We start from the raw sequence: 18,913 nt of genomic DNA, 5'->3' as shown, positions 1-18,913 counted from the left end.
GAACACAGAGAGAGAGCCATGCTTTTCACGCATAAAAAGAACCAGATTGCCCTGGCAGTCACCATCGCCAGTAGCCTGTCCGCCGGGCTGGCCAGCGCGGATACCGCGCCCGAGCAGGAAAACCTTGAAGAAGTTGTGGTTACCAGCCAGTTCCGCGAAGCCGGCCTGCTCGATATCCCCACCAGCATCAGCGTATTCGACCAGGATACGATCGAAGCCCGCGGCGCCACCAACTTGGACCAGCTGCTGAACCTGGCGCCGAACGTCAACTATTCCGCCGGCGCCTCGCGCGGGCGCTTTATCCAGATTCGCGGAATTGGCGAGCGCAGCCAGTTTATCGACCCGATCAACCCGTCTGTGGGCCTGGTGATCGACGGCATCGATTTCACCGGCCTGGGCCTTGCGGCCAGCACTCTGGATATCGAGCAGGTGGAGATATTGCGCGGCCCGCAGGGCACCATCTACGGTGCCAATGCACTGGCCGGCCTGGTTTCCATGCAGAGCGCGGCGCCCACGGCAGAGGCATCCGCAAGGGTCTCTGCAGAACTGGCCGACTACGATGGCCGCATGTTCTCCGCGGCGGTCAGCGGCCCCCTGAGCGACCAGCTCGCCTATCGTTTTGCGGCGCGTACCCAGCAGTCCAACGGCCATATCGACAATGCGTTCCTCGGCCGCGACGACACCAACAACGTCGATGAGGCCGCCGCGCGCGGCAAGCTGCGCTACCAGCCGATTGCAGACCTGCAGCTGGACGTGGCGCTGCTGTATGTCGACATCGACAACGGCTACGATGCCTTCTCCTTGGAAAATACCCGCACTACCCTGTCCGACCAGCCGGGCCATGACCGCCAGGAAACCCTGGCCGGCTCTGTCTCCGCCACCTGGACCGGCAACAGCGTCTTTACCCTGGAGTCTGTACTGAGCGTCGCCAACTCGGACACCGAGTACGGCTACGACGAGGACTGGACCTTCGTCGGCTTCCACCCGTGGGAGTACAGCTCCACCGACAACTACCTGCGTGACAAGGACAATGTCAGTGCCGACCTGCGCCTGGTATCCACCGAAACTTCACGCCTGTTCAATGACCGCAGCAGCTGGGTTGCCGGCATTTACCTGCGCAATGAGGAAGAGCAGCTGAACCGCCAGGGCACTTTCACCAGCACCTTCGAAACCGCCAATGCGGCCGTCTACGGCCAGCTGCGCACGAGCCTGGGTGACAACCTGGACCTGATCACCGGCCTGCGTTTCGAGCAGCGCGATGCAGATTACGCCGATTCCCTGGCAGTGGACTCCAGCAACGATGAAAACCTGTGGGGCGGCGATATCACCGTCGAGTACCGCACCGCAGACAACACGCTGGTTTATGCCGGTGTCTCCCGCGGCTACAAGGCTGGCGGCGTCAACGGCCGCATCATTTCGGCCTCCGCCACCAACCCGGCCATCGGCAGCGAAGTGTTCGGCTTCGATACCGAGCACATGCTGAACTACGAACTTGGCTTCAAGGGCCAGTGGCTCGACGGCCGCCTGCAGGCCCAGGTTGCCGCCTTCCTGCAGGACCGCAGCGATGTACAGGCGAAGCAGTCCATCTTCGACCCGAACGACTTCTCCTTTGACGACTACCTCACCAACGCGGCCGGCGGCAACACCACCGGTGTGGAAGTCGAGCTGGATTACCGCGTAACCGATGCCGTGCGACTGTTTGCGGCGGCGGGCTGGCTTGATGCGGAGTTCGAGGACTTCACCAGCAGCGCGCACGTCGACGCCCGCGATGACTGGAACGGCATCACCCTGGCGCCGGTCGACCTGGATGGCCGCGACCTGGCACATGCACCCAACTACCAGTTCTTTACCGGCACTGAAATCGCACTGCTGCCGCAACTCGCGCTGCGCGTTGAAGTGGAGGGCAAGGATGCGTTCTATTACTCCAACAGCCACAACGAGAAGTCCACCAGCTACGAGCTGCTGAATGCACGCCTGACTTACACCGCGGACAAGTGGGACATCTCCCTGTGGGGCCGTAACCTCACCGACGAGGATTACTACACCCGCGGCTTTTACTTCAGCAACCAGTTCGGCAACAACCCGGCCAACTTCTATGCACCGGAAGCCTACTACCAGTTTGGTGAGCCGCGCGTAGTGGGCCTGTCTGGCAGCTATACATTTTAAAAGATATTAAGATTCTGGTAGCGCATTAGGGTCTTATTCAAAACCGTCGCGCACATGGTGGTCCGACACCTCGGCGTGCGCGCCGGAGCTACAGGGAAGTATTCATGCGTTTTTGAATAAGCACCCTAATGTTCTACCGGCTGAATCTGGAAATCCTATGAAACTCTCGGTTGAAATCAGCAAATACCCGTTGCGGGATGAATACATCCCCGCAATCCAGAACTTCATCGATCGCCTCAATGCCCACCCCGGCCTGCGCGTACTCACCAACACCATGAGTACCCAGGTGTTCGGCGACTACGACCTGGTCATGGATGTGATGAAGGCGGAAATACGCCGCTCTTATGAAAAGTTTGGCCGCGCCATTTTCGTGTGCAAGTTTATCGAGGGCGACCTCAGTCCCGGAGCCGAACATGTTTGACCAGCAGATCATTAGCGCCATCGCGTCGGCGGCCGCCGCCATGTCCCTGTGGGAAGTTGCGGCCGTGATCCTGGCGCTGGCTTACCTGGTGCTGGCGATGCAGGAAAAAATCAGCTGCTGGTATGCCGCCTTCGGTAGCACACTGATTTACACCTTCCTGTTCTGGGATGTCAGCCTGCTGATGGAGTCCGCGCTACAGGTGTTCTACCTGGTGATGGCCGTGTACGGCTGGTGGCAATGGCAACATCGGAATGAAAATGGCGAGACACTCGAAATCAACGTGTGGCCGCTCAGGACACACCTGCTGGTACTGGCCGGCGTTGGCATCCTAACACTCGGCTTTGGTTACCTGCTGCAGAGCACCACCGATGCGGCACTGCCGTATCTGGATTCGTTCACCACCTGGGGCGCGGTGGTGACCACCTACATGGTCACGCGCAAGGTACTGGAGAACTGGATCTACTGGCTGGTGATCGATGCCGTGTCTATCTACCTGTACCTGGACCGGGAACTCTACCTGACGGCATTGCTGTTTGTGTTTTATGTGGTGCTGGTGGTGTTTGGATTTATCCGCTGGCACGCCAGCTACCGTCAGGGCCAGGCGGTACCCGCCTGAGCATCTTGCAGAATGCCCGCCGAGCCCACTGACATTATCCCCGCCGACTGGCAACGCTGGAGCAGTGTGCAACCCACTCTGCTGCGGCCACTCGCGGGCGGCCTGACCAACAGCAGCTACCTACTGAGTGCCGGCGAGCGCAGGCTGGTGCTGCGCCGAAACTCGCCCAACAGTGCGGCACTGGACCTGGACCGCGTCGCCGAAATCAGGGCGCTACAGGAAGCGGACAGTGCGGGGCTGTGTGCGCCACTGGTACACGCCGACCCGGCGCACAAATATCTGGTGACCGAATACCTCGAAGGTCAGCCATTCCCGCGTGCGGACAACGCAACCCTGCTGCAGCTGGCAGAACTGGCGCGCGGTATCCATGCGCTACCCGCCATCGATGCGAAGCTGGATATTCGCAGCAAGGCTGAACGCTACTGGCAAGCGATTGACACCGATGCGGAATTTTCCAGCTCGCTGTCGGGAATAAGAAAAAGCACCGAGGTACATATCGACAGGGCAGCATCGCTGTGTTGCGGCCCGAAGCTCTGCCATAACGACCTGAATGCCACCAACCTGATCGCCACCAACAGCGGTGGCCTTTACGCCGTCGACTGGGAATATGCTGCCATGGGGGATGCGTTTTATGAGCTGGCGGTGATTGTGGAAGAACACCAGCTATCCGAACCCGCGCGGCAACAGTTACTCGGGCACTACCTCGGCCGCGAGGTCGGGTACGATGACCGCCAACGCCTGCACCACTGGCGTGTGGTGTATCGCTACCTGACGGTGCTCTGGTATGCGGTGCAGCATTACCGCGGTGCGATGCCCGGGCAGGACAGCCTTGCAGCCATAAGGCGGCAGCTGGATACGATAAGCACCCTGATGCAATCTACCCCCTAGCAACTCCAGGCCGCACTGCCGGGATATGGCCCTGGCTATTCACCTACCACCTCACCCCGCTATATAGTCTGCAGTGGAACGCACAAAAGGAGACATTCAGTGAAGAGATTTGCTTTGATTCTGGCGGCACTGGGCGCCATGCCCAGCTATGCGATCGACGAGACGGCACTGCAGGCTGCAGTAGACGGCAAACACCGCACCGAGGCCTACACAGCCCGCGATACCTACCGCAATCCGGTTCAAACCCTGACCCTGTTCGATATCCAGCCACATCACACTGTGGTTGAGGTCTGGCCGGGCGGCGGTTGGTATACCGAGATTCTGGCGCCATACCTACAGAAAGATGGCCGCCTGATTGCGGCCCACTACGACAGCAGCGATACCCAGGCCAGCTACCGCCCGGGTTCCCGCGAGCGTTTTGAGAAAAAGCTGGCGGGCAACAAGGGCATCTACGGCAAGGTCGAAGTCAGCTCCCTCACCCTGGACGAGGAGAATGGCATCCTGAAGATTGGCGCGGCCAAGTCAGGCGAGGCAGACCGTGTGGTGACCTTCCGCAACCTGCATGGGATGGCATCCAAGGGTATCACTGGCGCGGCCATGGCCCACTTCTTTGACATCCTAAAGCCCGGTGGCAAGCTGGGTGTTGTGCAGCACATGGCAGATCCCGGACAGGATTGGCAGGGAAAGAATATCGGCTATGTGGGCCGCGATTACGTGATCGCGGAAGCGGAGAAGGCCGGCTTCAAGCTGCACGCCGAGGGTTACTTCAACCACAACGAGGCGGATACCAAGGACTATGAGAAGGGTGTGTGGCAGCTGCCGCCAACCTTGCGTGACCTCAAGACCGATGAGGAAAAAGCGCCTTACCTCGCCATCGGCGAGAGTGAGCGCATGACCCTGGTATTTATCAAGCCGGCCTCCTGATCGGCACCTGATAAGCCTTTACTCGGTATGCAATGCCGGAAGTCAGGCGTCGGCTGTTGGCGCCGGACTTCCCGCTGGCGCCACCTCTGACGCCTTCGGTTCCTCAAACGGCATCAGGAATAACTCTGCGTAACCGGGCTGCTCTTTGCCGATTCCAGTCTCCTCCGTATCTGCATCACTGAAAGTACCGAATACCCTATCCCAAAATATACAGGCGCACCCGTAATTGGTGTTGCTTTCTTCCCGCACCATGGAGTGGTGATGAATATGATAGCGATTGGTCGTGAATATCCAGCCTATAATCTTTGAGTTCAGATCCAGGTTGCTATGCGCCATAAACACAGTAACAGTAAACAGCGAACCTGCTGCCAGACCCACCTCAACGCCGCCAAGCAATACGCCCACGATCATTCTCGGCAGGAGCAAAAAGACTGCCTCGAAGGGGTGATTTGCCATCGTGTTGATTGCGGATAGATTCTTAAAGGCATGATGGGTTCCGTGGCCGGAAGCCTTCCAAAGCCAGCCCCAGCGGTGTGCGCCACGGTGATACCAGTAATTGACGAACTCATAGCCAACAAAAACGAGCATCACCTGCGCAATCATTGGCCATTCGCTTGGCCAGATACCCAGTCCGAATTGCTCCCGGATAGATTCAAGCCAGGAGAATACAGACTTATCCATGAGTGCCTTGAAAATATCACCCGCAGTCGAGGCGATCCACACGAGGCCCAGCACCAGAAGATTATCATTCAGGGATTTTTGCCAGTGAGGCCTTGCAGGGATTACCGCCTCCAGGCAGATCAAAAGGGCCAGCAGGCAGCTCCAGAAAACCTGATAGGAAATCTTTGGCAATTCCAATAAAGGCAGGGACATGGCCAGCACAATCAATGCCGGCTGAAGCCAGTACTTCGTGAGATAGCGCATGCTCTCAATGCGACTGGCTGGAATTCTTTCTATACCTAAATCCATGGTGCGACCTCCACGGTCAATTTAACTTTTTATAATTCCACCACTAACTATCAGTAAAAAATGCTATCGCTCGGGAAAGTCCGCACTTGCAGCGAATTTTGCATATCCCTCGGTCATGGCACGAGCGCATTCACCGGGCGTAGGACCGCCATTGAAGAGTTTCTTGCAAGGAATTTCGATCAGATCCGGATGGTTTAGCTTCACCCAATCCCGCGCCTGATAATATATCTGCGGGTCGTTTGAACTTGTCTTGATAGAAGAGATTTCACCTGCCGCGAAGGAAATGTGGAAGGTGTCTGTGACTTTGAAATCGATCCCGAGGGCCAGGATAGGGTCATCCTCTACCGTTATCGAACACTCGATCAGGTTTGGCTCTGCAACCTCGCACGGCTTCCTGTGCAGGACTTTATAATTGCCACCTTCTGCCCAGCCCTGATAGTAGAGCATTGCTGCTGCAGACTCGTCATCACTCAGCAAATGTTCTTCCAATCTTCCTGAATCAAAGGAATAGAACGCATCGATAAAGCCCTCGCTCTTTTCCAGCAGGGATTGATCCGATGCAATATATTTTGAGCCTGAAGACTCTGTGCACGCGCTAACATGGACCCCCAGCATTAACGCGCAGAATATCTTTTTTTTCATTGTTGTCCCTTGGCGGGCCAATTACCACGCCAGAGAATTAACGAAGATAGGACCGTTTTTAACGGTCACAGCTCGACACTGAATCGTCAAGCAGAATTGATGGGACGACCGCGCCAGGCAAAAACGAGCCTCTGTAGCTATATGTAATCGAAGGCAAAAACTTTGATTACGTCACAAAAAAACATCGATTTTTTGCCTTTGTAATGGGTGCCGAATCCAGCCATATAGACTCGTTAGAAGGCCTATCTGGAAGATAAATCCATGCCTTATCGATACTCCCCTGCCTCTATCCCGCGCATTCATTAAGGTAACTGCACCTGTGCACATCTACGCTTAGAGTTAGAGCCTGCCAGCCCCCTACCGTTTGGGTGCAGCTCTAAACCGGGGAATATCCACGCGCATGAACAGCAAAATTGAGGCCGCACTCGACGCGATTCACTTTCTGAAAAAGTGACTGGTATTTGGCTTACTACTCCTCTCAGTGATAGTAGTGGCCGCCTCTATCGTCGAACTCTCCATTATTCTCCCTCGCGATTTCACCAATACCTCGGAGGATTCCCTGTTCCTGGACAGCGGTGAGCTATTGCGAACATTCGGTTTCGCTTTTATGGCAATTATCGGTTTTGAATTGATCGAAGCCATAGTCGGCCTGTCCCTCATTCTCGCAGCGCTGGGCACCACCTATTTCCTGATCAAGAAGATCAATCCAAGGGAACATTGAATTCCGTCAGGTTGCACCTGCCCTGAGAGTGTCCCCAATGGTCGCCGGGGCACTGTCCAGGCGATACTTTTCCCCAGGTTGCTGATAATCTGTTCTCTACCCGGAGAATAAGAAAAACATCGGTGACAAGATGGATATTACTGCCGCCATTTACACCCTGGTGCTGTACAAGCTGGTACTGCTGGGAATCGGTCTCTGGAGCCAGAGGCGTACCCGTAATACCGACGACTATTTCCTTGGCGGCCGCCAGCTCGGCCCTGTAGTCGCCGCCATCAGCTATGGCGCCAGCAGCGCCTCGGCCTGGACACTGCTGGGGATGAGCGGGGTCGCCTACGTGCTCGGGCCTGCGGCCATCTGGATTGCATGCGGTTCGGTGAGTGGCTGCGCCGTGGCATGGCTATGGATAGGACCGCGCCTGATGCGCCATACCGGCGAGCGCAAGCAACTGACGCTGACGGCCTTCCTGGCGGAGGATCACAGGGGCGAGCGCGACCGCAGTATCGAGATAACGGTTTCGGTCATCATTCTCATTTCGTTTATTTTCTATATTGCTGCCCAGTTCCAGGGTGCTGCCAATACCTTTTCAGGCGCGTTCAACCTGCCTCTCGCGGAAAGCCTGCTGCTGGGTGCCGCCATCATTACCATCTACACGTTTCTCGGTGGCTTCTGGGCCGCCAGCCTGACAGACACCCTGCAGGGTATCCTGATGCTTTGTGCGGCACTGCTGCTGCCGGCATTTGCATTTGATGCAGTCGGTGGCTGGCAGGGCATCAGTGCGCAGGCTGCACAGGCGCTTGGCGACGTCTCCATGACGGCCGGCAATGCAGGACTTGCCGCACTCGGTTTTGTCGCCGGGTGTATCGCCGTCGGCATAGGCACCTACGGCCAGCCGCACCTGTTAAATCGCTTTATGGCTCTGCGCGACAAACGCGCGTTGCGCCAGGCGCAGTTCATCGCCATCGGCTGGATGACACTGATTTTCCTTGGCATGTTTTCTCTCGGGGTACTCGGGCGCTTCCTGATCCCCGAGATTGAAAATCCGGAAACGCTCTTCTTCGAAATGTCGAACCTGTTGCTGCACCCGGTTGTGGCGGCGGTACTGCTGGCGGCAGTCCTGTCAGCGATCATGTCGACCGCCGACAGCATGCTGCTGGTGGTCGCATCGACGGTTTCGCATGATCTGCGCCTGCAGGCGCTGACGCCGGGCCGTGAACTCTGGGTGTCGCGTATCGCCATGGTCTCGGTTGCAGTATTTGCCGTCATCATTGCACTCTCTCTGCCGGCAACCATTTTCGAACGCGTGCTATTTGCCTGGATTGCGATTGGCTCTGCCTTCGGGCCAACGGTATTCGCAAAGCTTGCCGGCGCCCGGCCCGCCCACCGTGCGGTACGCGAATCCGTGCTGACCGGTTTTATCCTGGCCGTGGTGCTCTATCTCCTGCCCAGCACCCCGGGAGACTGGGCGGAACGGATCATCCCATTCTGCGCGGCCAGTGTGGTGCTGCTGTTGCGCCCGTCCAGGCTAGGCCGGCTCGTTCAAGCCTGAACCAATAAAAAACCGCGCCTTGCGCGGTTTTTTATTGGTCCGGGTTTTCCCTTGATTTCAGGAGATTACCGGTCAGAGACTACTGTTCACGAAACTTCAGTTCAGGACACCTCAGGGCTTACTTCCTTTTTTGGCGCCTCCTCCGGAACGGGTGCGGCCTCCCGGATTGGGGCAACCAGCGGCACTGTGTCCAGTGCCCACTTCAGATGCGGGTTGGTACGGCGTGCCGGTGACGGGATGGTGAATACCTTCTCGCCCTCAAAAGGTTTCATGGCTTTGGTGTCAATCTTCCAGCCCTTCTCCTCGATATGCCTGCGACGGATCTGTCGCCAGGCACCCATAAACTTGTCCTGCTCCACCGATACCTCTGACTCCAGTGTTTCCGGCAAGTAGTTTGGTGACAGTGCTTCTACAATCGCGCCGTCTTCACCGAACACCTTGCTTGTACGCTTCCGGGATCCGCCATCGAAAATTGGCCACTTGAAGAAATTGCGCACCTGCACCGCAAAGGAACGCGTGGTGTTCTCATCAACCGGTGTATTCGCATCGAAGATAATTATCTCCATCCAGGAATTCACCTTGATATGCAGGCGCACGCAGTGGCCAGGCAGATAGAATGCGGGCGTTACATGGGTTGCCGCCTTATCCTTGCGGAAGAACTTCATCAGGCCGAGATTACCCTGCAGCTGCGGCGGATAGAGAACGTTATCAGAAGAGCCCCAGTATTCGCCTTTATCAACCTTGACAATTTTGTTCTTGTCGGCCATTTCCGGATATCCAAAACCGGGATGTACGAACGCGGTATGGCCAATATCAATACCATTCTCCACCACGCGATCCACGGTACCGTTCCAGTTATATTCCACGTCCACCGCACGCCAGTTTTTCTTGTCTTCGTACTCCGGGAAGTCGGGGATCGGGTAGCGCTCCTCTTCTGGCAGGTCGCCAAGGAAAACCCAGATCATGCCGTAGCGTTCTTCGGTCGGGTAGGCATCGATCCGCGCACGCTCTGGGATTGGTGCATCCTCGCCGCGCGAAGGAATAAACTGGACCTTGCCTTCGGCATCAAACTCCCAGCCGTGATAGGGGCAGGCCACACAGTTGCGCTCGGTGGTCCAGCCATTGGACAGTGAGCCACCGCGATGGATGCAGACGTCACTGAGGCAGTGCACCTTGCCGCTCTTGTCCCTGAACAATACAAAGTTCTGGCCAAGCAACTTGGCCCGCACCGGTTTGTCCTTGACAACTTTGGACCACTCGGCCACATACCAAAGGTTAGTCAGCATAATTCCACCTCAGTCCGTTCTGGTCGTGTCGCGCTGCCAATCAGCAGGTGCACAACGTGTTTATTATTCAGGTTTTACTACTACGGTTTTTTCAGGGCCCGGCATCAGGCCGGCTCCCCGGACGAAAGATACTGCGCATTGTGTTCACCCAGTTCGGGCAAACGGGTATCGACCACTGCCGGCTCACGCTGGAACTTGATCGGCACGCCCAGATGGCGATTGCCTTCGCCATCAACAAAGACCATCTGCCTCGACTGTAGATGGTCGTCCTCCAGCGCTTCGTGCAACAGCCTTACCGGCGACCAGCAGACATCTAACCCTTCAAACCAGCTTTCCCATTCTGCCAGGGAGCGCTCGGCAAAAGCGCGCTCCAGAAAGGCGATGGCCTCATGCTGCTGTCCCGGCGGCTGCCGGCAAATATCGGCCAGCTCCGGCTGCCCCAGCCTGGCGAAGAGGTTCTGCGCAAACTTCAGTTCGCTGCCACCAAGAGTAAGATAACGCCCGTCCGCAGTTTGGTAAATGCGATACATCGCATTGCCGCCCCAGGAGCGCTCCTGCTTGACCTCCGGAGAGCGATCTTCTGCGAACACCGGGCCCATCGCGTTCGGCAGCCAGGCCACCAGGCTGTCCTGCATGGAAATATCCAGATAATCTCCCTGCCCGGTCTCCGTTCGGCGCAATAGCGCCATGAGGATGCCAGACAACGCCATGAGTGACGCCGTCATATCCGCCGCCGGGAGCGCCGGAGAACAGGGTTTGCCATCCATGCCTTCGTTCAGGAAAACGGTACCAGAATCTGCCTGGATACTGAGATCGTGGGCCGGCTTGAGGCATTTTGGACCAGTCTGGCCGTAAGCAGAAATGGAGCAGTAAACCAGGCGAGGGTTGCGCGCCCTCAGGGTTTCGTAATCGAGACCGAGGCGCGCCATTGCCCCGGGGCGGAAGCCCTCGACAAAAACATCGGCGTTATCGATCAGTTCCAGCAGCTGCGCTTTCTGTGATTCATCCTTGAGGTTGAGACAAAGGCTGCGCTTGCCACGATGAGTATTGCGGAACCAGACGGACTGACCATTGTGACGCAGGCCAATCTCCCGGGTGGGCTCTCCAGAGGGTGGCTCGACCTTGATAACCTCGGCACCGTGGTCCGCCATCATCATGGTGAGGTGCGGCCCCGGCAGGAACAATGATAAATCAACGACGCGTATGCCTTGCAGCTTCACGCTAATGCCTCCAGTGATGCCGGATCAGACTACTTCCAGGCTTCTGAGTGCCTCAATTTCGTCAGCGGAGTAGCCCAGTTCAGCGAGCAGGCTCTCATTGTCAGCGCCTAACGCGGAGCAACCTTTTCCTGCCGGCCGTTTTCCATCAAATTTTAAGGGGCTGGCCAGGACCGTAAAATGACTATTGTCAACGTGGGGGAGCGCCTGCAGCATACCGCTCGCGGCGAGCCAGCGGTTGTCCAGGGCCTGCGGAAGTGTGTTGACCGGCGCAATTGGGAGTTCACCGGCAAAGCGGCTGATCCACGCTTGCGTGGGCTGGCGCTGGAATTCCGCGTCCAGGATTTCCGTCAGCAGGTCCCGGTGTTCACGCCTGGCGTCGACGCCGGCAAAGCGCGTATCGTCCAGCAGGTCTGCGCGCTCAAGGCCGCGCACCAGGGCCTGCCAGAACTTTTCCGTCATCGCCATCACGAAGATCCAACCATCGCTGGTTCTGTAGATCTGGCAGGGCGTGACCGAGGGATGGCCCGATCGCGGGACCCGTCCCACCGCGTGGGCGCGGTTCAGGTACCAGGTGGCGGGGTAAGTCAGCTGGGTCAGCGCAACATCGAACAGGCTCACATCCACGTCGCGGCCACGGCCGCCACGCAGTACACCTACCAGCGCACCCAGCACGGCCATGGACAGTGTCGTCCCTGTGGTGAAGTCCACCATCGACAGGCCAAAACGTGCCGGCGGCGTCCCGGGCTCCCCGGTAAGATCCATGAAACCGGCTTCCGCCTGCATCAGGTAATCGTATCCGGGCCAGCTGGCACGGTCATTGTCGCGGCCATAGGCCGACAGGTGGCCGCAGATGATGGATGGTTTCAACTTGCCGAGGCTGGCGTAGTCCAGGCCAAGCCTCGCGGGCAGGTCGCCGCGCAGGTTATTGGTCACCACATCCGCGCTCTGGACGAGGCGCTCGAAAGCCGCCCGCCCCTCAGGATGCTTCAGATCCAGGGTGAGGCTTTTTTTGTTGCGGTTGAAGGTCTGGAAGAACTCGCTGTCGTTGTCCCCAAGAAAAAACGGCCCGGACTTGCGCGCGACGTCGCCACCGGCGGCAGGGTTCTCGATCTTGATTACCTCTGCGCCCATATCTGCAAGCTGCATGGAGCCAAACGGGCCAGCGCCGTATTGCTCCACTGCGATCACCCGTATGCCGGCAAGTGGCGCGTCCTGCATCAGATGGCCTCGCGTGCGGCCAGTTGCTTGGCGATGATAATACGCTGCATTTCGTTGGTGCCCTCACCGACGCACATCAGCATGGCATCCCGGTAGTAACGCTCGATTTCGTATTCGGTGGAAAATCCATAACCGCCAAAGATGCGCATGGCCTCCTGCGAACAGAATACCCCGGTCTCACTGGCGAAATACTTGGCCATCCCCGCTTCCATATCACAGCGCTGACCGGTGTCATACATACGCGCGGCCTGGTCCACGAGCAGCTTCGCTGCCTCCACGCGCGATGCCATTTCGCCCAGCTTCAGCTGGATCGCCTGGTGCTGGATAATCGGCTTGCCAAACGTTTCGCGCTCCTGCGCATAACGTACCGCCAGTTGCAATGCGCCCTGGGCAATGCCGGCACCGCGTGCAGCGACGTTGATCCGGCCCAGCTCCAGCCCACCGACCGCCATGTGGAAGCCCCGGCCTTCTTCACCCCCAACCAGGTCTTCCGCAGAAACACGGAAATCCTCGAATACCACTTCACAGGTATCGATTGCGCGGTAACAGGTCTTCCTGATCTTGTTGATACTGACCCCGGGCAAAAGATTGCCATCGTCATCCTTGGTGCGAATCGCGAACATCGACATCCCGCGATGACGCGGCTCCGCCTTGGGGTCCGTCTTGCACAAAAGCGCCAGGCAATTGCCGTTCAGTGCATTGGTAATCCACATTTTGCTACCGTTGATGACATAGTCATCGCCATCCCTGCGCGCCACACAATGGATCGCCTGCAAATCCGTTCCGGCATTTGGTTCGGTCAGTGCAATACCGCCGCGCAGCCTGCCCTCGGCCATGTCGGGCAGGAAGCGCTGCTTCTGTGCCTCGGTACCGAAACGTTCGATCGCCGCGGCCATGATCAGGTGCGAATTGAAAATACCACCGGGCGCCATCCACGCCGCAGAAATTTTTTGCACGATACGCGCGTAGGTGGTAGCAGATAGCTGGAGACCGCCGTAGGCCTCTCCGATGGTGGCACCGAACAGGCCCAGTTCCTTCATGGTTTCGACCAGGGCGTGCGGGTACTCGTCTGCCAGATCCTTTTCGCGCGCGATCGGCGCCACATCGTTTTCAACAAACCGGTCTATGGTATCGAGAATCGCGACTTCGTCTTCTTCGGTCCAGCCCATGGTGGTCTCCGTTACTCGTTGCCTGGCATCGCCGTTAATCAGTAATTCACCTTGTCTTCCATTTCAGCGCCGCGCTTCCATACCAGCACCTTGCGCACGAATGAACACACTTCGGTGCCATCCTGCTTGATACCGCGAGTACGCACTGTGACGATGCCCTGGTTAGGGCGCGAGCGGGACTCGCGCGTTTCCAGCACCTCGGATTCCGCATACAGGGTATCACCGACAAAAAGCGGCGCCGTCATGCGGATGTCATCCCAGCCGAGATTGGCGATGGCCTTCTGGCTGATATCCGTCACACTCATGCCAACCATCAGCGCCACTGTAAACGGGCTGCAGACCAGTGGCTTGCCAAATTCTGTGCCCGCCGCATACTCCTTGTCGAAATGCGCCGGGTGGGTGTTCATGGTCAACAGCGTAAACCAGGTGTTATCCGTTTCCGTAATGGTACGGCCGGGGCGATGCTCATAGGTGTCACCGACTTTAAAATCATCAAAGTAGCGACCGAAGGTCTCGCGATAGCGATTTTCACCGACCTGTTTTACTGCTCCTGCCATGTTCTGTTCCCGCTAGTTTTCTTCATTTTCAAAAGCTTCCGTTGTTTCGCAGCGCGCGCGAGTGATGATGTTGCGTGCGCTATCCACAATGGGCTGGTCCACCATGCACCCATTGACAACCACTGCACCGCCCTCGGCCACTTCGAACGCACGAACAATCTCCTGAGCCTCCAGGAGTGCCTCATCCGACGGCATGAAACCCTGGTGAATCGCTTCAATCTGGGCAGGATGAATAGCCGCCTTGGCAGAAAAACCAAGTGCCGCGACACGCTGCGCTTCCGCCAGCACGGCCTCTTTATCTGCAATATCGAGATGCGGCACGTCAATAGCCGGCAACCCGAATGCCGCAGCGGCAACCGCAATCTGGGAACGCGCCCACAGTAACGGCTCCCAAGCAAAGCGCGCGCCGAGGTCAGCTGCAAAATCACCCCCGCCAAACATCACTGCGGACAGGCTTTCGGATGCGCAGATGTGTTCAATGTTGAGCAGGCCGCGCGCACTTTCCACCAGTGGAATCCAGCGTGCGGTGCGCCCCAGGGCGGTGGCAGCGTGCGTGAGGTCCTGCGCACACTCTGTCTTGGCCAGCATCAGCATCGCGGGCAGCCGTGCCGGCTTCAGTGCCGCCAGGTCAGCCTGGCCCGCCTCGGATTTGATCGCGCTGACCCTGACGACAATGCGCGCCAGCTCTGAATCGCGGCTCTGGTTGAGAAACTGCACCAACTGCTCACGGGCATAGCTTTTTTCTGCGGCGGGTACTGCGTCTTCAAGATCGACACAAACCAGGTCGGCGCTGCTGGCAAGCGCCTTGGCAAACCGTTCCGGTCGGTTGCCCGGGACAAACAGCAAACTGCGCGCGCTAAGCATCAAAGCGCCTCCCAGCCGCGCAGTGGCGCGCGTACCTGACTGGCTGGAACCTGCGCCTTAAATGCATCGGCAATCTGAGCACGGGTTGCGAACCATACGCCTTGCTGCGTACGTGCGTAAGCGAGGAATTTTTCCAGTGCGCGGATGCGGCCCGGGCGACCGATGATGCGCAGGTGCAATCCCAATGACATCATGCGCAAGCGGTCCTGGCCCTCCTCGCGGAGTACGTCCAGTGTGCTGCAGGCGTAGTCCAGCCATGCATCCGGGGTCAGGGACGGCGCGGTCCAGAATTTCATGTCGTTGGAGTCGATGGCATAGGGCAGAACCAGCATGGGTCGGTCACTACCGGCGACCGGCGCCCAGAAAGGTGCGTCCGCACTGTAGTCATCCATGTGATAATCGAAACCCTCTTCCTGCAACAAGCGCCGGGTGTTCTCCGTGTGCAGGTAGCGGCTCAGCCAGCCGCGCGGTCGCTGCCCGGTAGTGTCCTGGATCGAGGCACTTGCGGCACGAATAAATGCGCGCTCTTCCTCTTCATCCATCCTGAACTGGTGCAGCCAGCGATAGCCATGGCTGCAGGCTTCGTGCTTGCCATCGCGAATGAAAGCAGCAATCTGCGGTGCCCGCTCAAGGGCAAGCGCGGCTGCACAGAAGGTAGTGGGCACATCGTAGCGCTCGAGCAGCCCGCGGACACGCGGCCAGCCTTCGCGAATACCATACTCGTAGTTACTTTCGTTTGCGTGCGCACGCATGGGTTTGCGCGGTGCCACACCCAGTTCATCCACCGACTCAGGTGCACTGTCACCGTCGAGTAGTGTACTTTCGGATCCTTCCTCGACATTGACGACTATCGACAGTGCCAGGCCCGCACCATTCGGCCAGCGAGCGGATTGATCATTCATGGCCTGCACACCTCACCTGTATCAATGGTATTCCTCGCCACCGGAGACATTCATCGCCTCCCCGGTGATATAGGCCGCTTCATCGGAACAGAGGAAGGCACACGCCTTTGCTATATCCTCCTGCAGGCCGGGACGGCCCAATGGAATACGTGCACGCATGTCTTCCATATAGCGCTCGTGTCCCTTGCCGGTAACGTCGGAAAAGTGCGCGTTCTGCCAGGCACCGAGACCGGTGGTGACATGGTTCGGGCAGATGGTATTGACCGTGATTTTGTCTGGGCCGAGTTCAATGGCCGCCGAGCGGGTGAGGCCAATCAAACCATGCTTGGAGGCGGTATAGGCTGCAGCGTGAGGGAAGCCTGACTTGGAAGCCTGGCTGCCGATATTGATAATGCGCCCACCGCGACCCTGGCGCTGCATGATCTCGGCGGCATACTTTGTGCCGAGGAAAGCACCGCGCAGGTTGACCCCCAGCACCGCGTCCCACTTGTCCACGGCCATATCCACCACCGGCTCCATCAGGTAACCGATGCCGGCGTTATTGATCCAGATATCCAGGCCGCCGAAATGCCCCAGTGCGAATTCCGCTGCAGACTGGACATCCTGGGGCTCCAGGACATTACAGGTAAAGGTGGCGACCTCACCACCAGTGGCACGGATCTCCATCGCAATCTGCTCCATTTCTTCGGTAGTACCGATGGCAGACTGCGGCAGATTTTCTCCGGAAGGCTGGCCGATGTCGGTCAGCACAACCTTCACGCCTTCGATGGCGAGTCGGCGGGCCATGGCCTCGCCAAGCCCATCTTTACGCCCGGCACCGGTGATGACTGCAACCTTGCCGCTCAACTCCGCGAATTTTCCCAATGGCTGTCCCATTTCCTCGCTCCTGTTCAAAGTCTCTATAGGCAAGGCGCCTTATAAAGGCCCTTTAAAGTTCCTCTATAGCGGCAGCTGTGGTGCAGGCACGCATGCGCGAAGCCTGCGCCAATCAGATGCTTTCGGTGAGAATGAATTGCGGGTTGTCGGCGAACTGCTGGAACTCTGCGGCCACGCGCTGCATGGTTTCGGTGGCGACATCCGCTCCCAGCTGCTCCATGTCTTTCACAACCAGCAACTCAACGTAGCTATAGGGCGCAGCCGCATCGGAACCGAGCAGGCCGGTACTGCGCAGCACGTCAAAGCCGGATACTGAAGGGAGTTGGCGTACCGTGGGCAGGTCGGTACTGAGCGCCCACTGTTCGTAATCGGATGGGCTGACGCCCGGCTTGAGATTGAACAGCACGACAATAGTGGTCATGGCAAAGCCTCCGGCCTTTAGGAATCTGCCAAAATGCTATTCTTGAGCTAATGATATGTCAATATAACTTTTAGGAGTATACTCAGGCCTTGCTGGCCATCCTCTCCGCAAACGCGATATAGGCCTGCCGCATGTCCTGCAGGGTTTCTGCCACGGCCGGGATCCCCTGCATCCGCGACCACCAGGTACTGAAATGCCCAAATTCGGCCAGCGGTGCATCGAGGCCCGCCGCCGGCGCCAGTTCCAGTACATACGCAATGGTCGGGGCCAGGGCAATATCCCCGAGGTGCATCGGCCGCTCCGGGGTACCGTCCTCAGCCAGCAGACGCTCGCCCTTGCGGAGTTCCGCGGCCAGGCTGTCACGCAGGCTGCCCGGCTCGATCTCCGCCGCACCGGTTACTGCGCGGAACAGCGGGAACAGCGCGTTTACTGCGAGATGCAGGTCGGCGTAACGACCCAGGGCGCGCACCCTGGCCCGATCGAGTGGATTTGCCGGCATCAGTGCTGCACCTGATCCCGCCCCGGCAGACAGCTCCTCCAGATACTCCATGATCGCCCAGCTTTCTGCCACCTGGTTGCCATCCTCGAGCTCCAGTACGGGCAACTTGCCCAGCGGGAAGTGCTGGTAAAATTCTGCTGTCCGCAGCGGAATCGGTGGCGGCAGCACTTCGACCGGCAGGCCCTGCAATGCGATCTGGATGCGCACACGCGCGGAATAGGGTGAGTGCGGCAGGCTATAGAGTTTCAAGGGCAGTCTCCGGCTATCACGTCAGAAGGTGTAATCCGTAGGCCGCATTCGCGAGCAGGCCTATCCAGATCAGGTAGACAAACGGGCGGCACGACTTGATCGAGCGGCTGATGGTGCCATTCACTTCATCGCTTTCATCACCGGACATCAGCCGGCCCCAGGCCTGTATAAATGCCTTGAGGCGCACGCGAATCATCAGGCCGCACAGCACCAGCAATGCAAAGATGCCCAGCTTGATGGCGAGCCAGTCTGCCGCAATGATCGCATCGGTCAGCAGTGCGTAGGCAGCAAGGCCGAGCAGCACAACGATAATCACAGCGCGCAGGTAGAAATCGAGCCGGGTCAGCGCCGGCACGAAGCTCCCGCCATGGGCAAAGTGCAGCGTCGCCACCAGTGCAAACCAGCCAATACAGAGTGCCCAGGCCAGCCACAACCAGCTTTCCGCGACCGCAAACTGGCCTGACATATGTGCCAGCTGCAGCCCCAGCGGCAGGATCAGCGGCATGCAGAAACGCGGCCCCTGGTCACACCCCATCATGATGGTCAGCGCGGTGCTGCGCGACTGCGGGGAGAGTTCGGGCCTCGTGACAAACCGGCTCGCGTAGAAAGTACCGAGATCACCACCCAGCCAGTAGACAAAACACAGGTTGTGCAGCAATTTTACAAACAGATAAATGCTCATGCTGGTACATTTTTCCAATCTGGAGTATCAATAGCCAAGCGACGCGAACGCCAGAGGCGGGAGACGCCCCGCGTTGC

General features: G+C 58.2%; 20 protein-coding genes. 7 read left to right on the top strand and 13 right to left on the bottom strand.

The features are described 5' to 3' along the window. The first annotated feature begins 18 nt into the window (after nucleotides 1-18). The 5 genes from QSJ80_RS03330 (at nucleotide 19) to QSJ80_RS03310 (ending at nucleotide 5,015) form a co-directional block, all read left to right on the top strand. Nucleotides 19-2,166 (top strand): TonB-dependent receptor, encoded by a 2,148-nt coding sequence (locus QSJ80_RS03330; RefSeq protein ID WP_285762849.1) that lies wholly within the window; start codon nucleotides 19-21, stop codon nucleotides 2,164-2,166. A gap of 157 nt (nucleotides 2,167-2,323) precedes the next feature. Beyond that, nucleotides 2,324-2,587: a hypothetical protein gene (locus QSJ80_RS03325; RefSeq protein WP_285762848.1), complete on the top strand. Its 264-nt coding sequence runs from the start codon at nucleotides 2,324-2,326 to the stop codon at nucleotides 2,585-2,587. Then, on the top strand, nucleotides 2,580-3,203 hold the full coding sequence (gene pnuC / locus QSJ80_RS03320) for a nicotinamide riboside transporter PnuC (RefSeq protein ID WP_285762847.1): 624 nt from the start codon (nucleotides 2,580-2,582) through the stop codon (nucleotides 3,201-3,203). The genes QSJ80_RS03325 and pnuC overlap by 8 nt, the downstream gene beginning before the upstream one ends. Nucleotides 3,204-3,215: 12 nt before the next feature. Further along, nucleotides 3,216-4,091 (top strand): choline/ethanolamine kinase family protein, encoded by an 876-nt coding sequence (locus tag QSJ80_RS03315; RefSeq protein ID WP_285762846.1) that lies wholly within the window; start codon nucleotides 3,216-3,218, stop codon nucleotides 4,089-4,091. Between the two features lie 99 nt (nucleotides 4,092-4,190). Next, nucleotides 4,191-5,015: a class I SAM-dependent methyltransferase gene (locus tag QSJ80_RS03310; RefSeq protein ID WP_285762845.1), complete on the top strand. Its 825-nt coding sequence runs from the start codon at nucleotides 4,191-4,193 to the stop codon at nucleotides 5,013-5,015. A gap of 42 nt (nucleotides 5,016-5,057) precedes the next feature. On the opposite strand, the gene QSJ80_RS03305 is transcribed toward QSJ80_RS03310, so the two are convergent. Together QSJ80_RS03305 and QSJ80_RS03300 are read right to left on the bottom strand one after the other, a co-directional pair. Then, nucleotides 5,058-5,984: a sterol desaturase family protein gene (locus tag QSJ80_RS03305; protein ID WP_285762844.1), complete on the bottom strand. Its 927-nt coding sequence runs from the start codon at nucleotides 5,982-5,984 to the stop codon at nucleotides 5,058-5,060. Nucleotides 5,985-6,047: 63 nt separating this feature from the next. Further along, nucleotides 6,048-6,626, bottom strand: a complete 579-nt coding sequence (locus QSJ80_RS03300; protein WP_285762843.1) for a hypothetical protein — start codon at nucleotides 6,624-6,626, stop codon at nucleotides 6,048-6,050. Nucleotides 6,627-7,116: 490 nt separating this feature from the next. On the opposite strand from QSJ80_RS03300, the gene QSJ80_RS03295 reads away from it, so the two are divergent. Both QSJ80_RS03295 and QSJ80_RS03290 read left to right on the top strand, forming a co-directional pair. Then, nucleotides 7,117-7,347 (top strand): hypothetical protein, encoded by a 231-nt coding sequence (locus QSJ80_RS03295; protein WP_285762842.1) that lies wholly within the window; start codon nucleotides 7,117-7,119, stop codon nucleotides 7,345-7,347. 130 nt (nucleotides 7,348-7,477) lie between these two features. Beyond that, on the top strand, nucleotides 7,478-8,893 hold the full coding sequence (locus tag QSJ80_RS03290) for a sodium/proline symporter (protein ID WP_285762841.1): 1,416 nt from the start codon (nucleotides 7,478-7,480) through the stop codon (nucleotides 8,891-8,893). 101 nt (nucleotides 8,894-8,994) lie between these two features. Here the strand turns inward: QSJ80_RS03290 and QSJ80_RS03285 are convergent, their stop codons facing one another. The 11 genes from QSJ80_RS03285 to QSJ80_RS03235 form a co-directional block, all read right to left on the bottom strand. Further along, nucleotides 8,995-10,179, bottom strand: a complete 1,185-nt coding sequence (locus QSJ80_RS03285; protein WP_285762840.1) for an aromatic ring-hydroxylating dioxygenase subunit alpha — start codon at nucleotides 10,177-10,179, stop codon at nucleotides 8,995-8,997. 104 nt (nucleotides 10,180-10,283) lie between these two features. Next, nucleotides 10,284-11,399 (bottom strand): CaiB/BaiF CoA transferase family protein, encoded by a 1,116-nt coding sequence (locus QSJ80_RS03280; protein ID WP_285762839.1) that lies wholly within the window; start codon nucleotides 11,397-11,399, stop codon nucleotides 10,284-10,286. 24 nt (nucleotides 11,400-11,423) lie between these two features. Next, entirely contained in the window at nucleotides 11,424-12,617 is a 1,194-nt protein-coding gene (locus tag QSJ80_RS03275; protein ID WP_285762838.1) for a CaiB/BaiF CoA transferase family protein, read from the bottom strand. Then, a complete protein-coding gene (locus QSJ80_RS03270; RefSeq protein ID WP_285762837.1) occupies nucleotides 12,617-13,786 on the bottom strand; it encodes an acyl-CoA dehydrogenase family protein in 1,170 nt (389 codons plus the stop codon). Before QSJ80_RS03270 ends, QSJ80_RS03275 begins: the two co-directional genes overlap by 1 nt. Before the next feature lie 38 nt (nucleotides 13,787-13,824). Beyond that, nucleotides 13,825-14,343, bottom strand: a complete 519-nt coding sequence (locus QSJ80_RS03265) for a MaoC family dehydratase (RefSeq protein WP_285762836.1) — start codon at nucleotides 14,341-14,343, stop codon at nucleotides 13,825-13,827. Nucleotides 14,344-14,355: 12 nt separating this feature from the next. After that, nucleotides 14,356-15,207, bottom strand: a complete 852-nt coding sequence (locus QSJ80_RS03260; RefSeq protein ID WP_285762835.1) for an HpcH/HpaI aldolase/citrate lyase family protein — start codon at nucleotides 15,205-15,207, stop codon at nucleotides 14,356-14,358. Next, nucleotides 15,207-16,109: a polysaccharide deacetylase family protein gene (locus QSJ80_RS03255; protein WP_285762834.1), complete on the bottom strand. Its 903-nt coding sequence runs from the start codon at nucleotides 16,107-16,109 to the stop codon at nucleotides 15,207-15,209. Before QSJ80_RS03255 ends, QSJ80_RS03260 begins: the two co-directional genes overlap by 1 nt. A gap of 21 nt (nucleotides 16,110-16,130) precedes the next feature. Continuing rightward, a complete protein-coding gene (locus tag QSJ80_RS03250; protein ID WP_285762833.1) occupies nucleotides 16,131-16,985 on the bottom strand; it encodes an SDR family NAD(P)-dependent oxidoreductase in 855 nt (284 codons plus the stop codon). Nucleotides 16,986-17,097: 112 nt separating this feature from the next. Beyond that, the gene (locus tag QSJ80_RS03245) at nucleotides 17,098-17,406 is read right to left on the bottom strand and encodes an REDY-like protein HapK (protein WP_285762832.1); all 309 of its coding nucleotides are present in this window, start codon (nucleotides 17,404-17,406) and stop codon (nucleotides 17,098-17,100) included. 82 nt (nucleotides 17,407-17,488) lie between these two features. Then, complete coding sequence (locus tag QSJ80_RS03240; protein ID WP_285762831.1) at nucleotides 17,489-18,154, bottom strand: glutathione S-transferase family protein; 666 nt, start codon at nucleotides 18,152-18,154, stop codon at nucleotides 17,489-17,491. Nucleotides 18,155-18,170: 16 nt separating this feature from the next. After that, nucleotides 18,171-18,836, bottom strand: coding sequence for a hypothetical protein (locus tag QSJ80_RS03235; protein WP_285762830.1), 666 nt, complete (start codon nucleotides 18,834-18,836; stop codon nucleotides 18,171-18,173). Between the last annotated feature and the right edge of the window lie 77 nt (nucleotides 18,837-18,913).

The sequence above is a fragment of the Biformimicrobium ophioploci genome (genome assembly GCF_030270605.1).
GTDB lineage: Bacteria > Pseudomonadota > Gammaproteobacteria > Pseudomonadales > Cellvibrionaceae > Biformimicrobium > Biformimicrobium ophioploci.
Note: the sequence above shows the minus strand (reverse complement) of the source record. Positions and strands in the feature narration are given on the sequence as shown.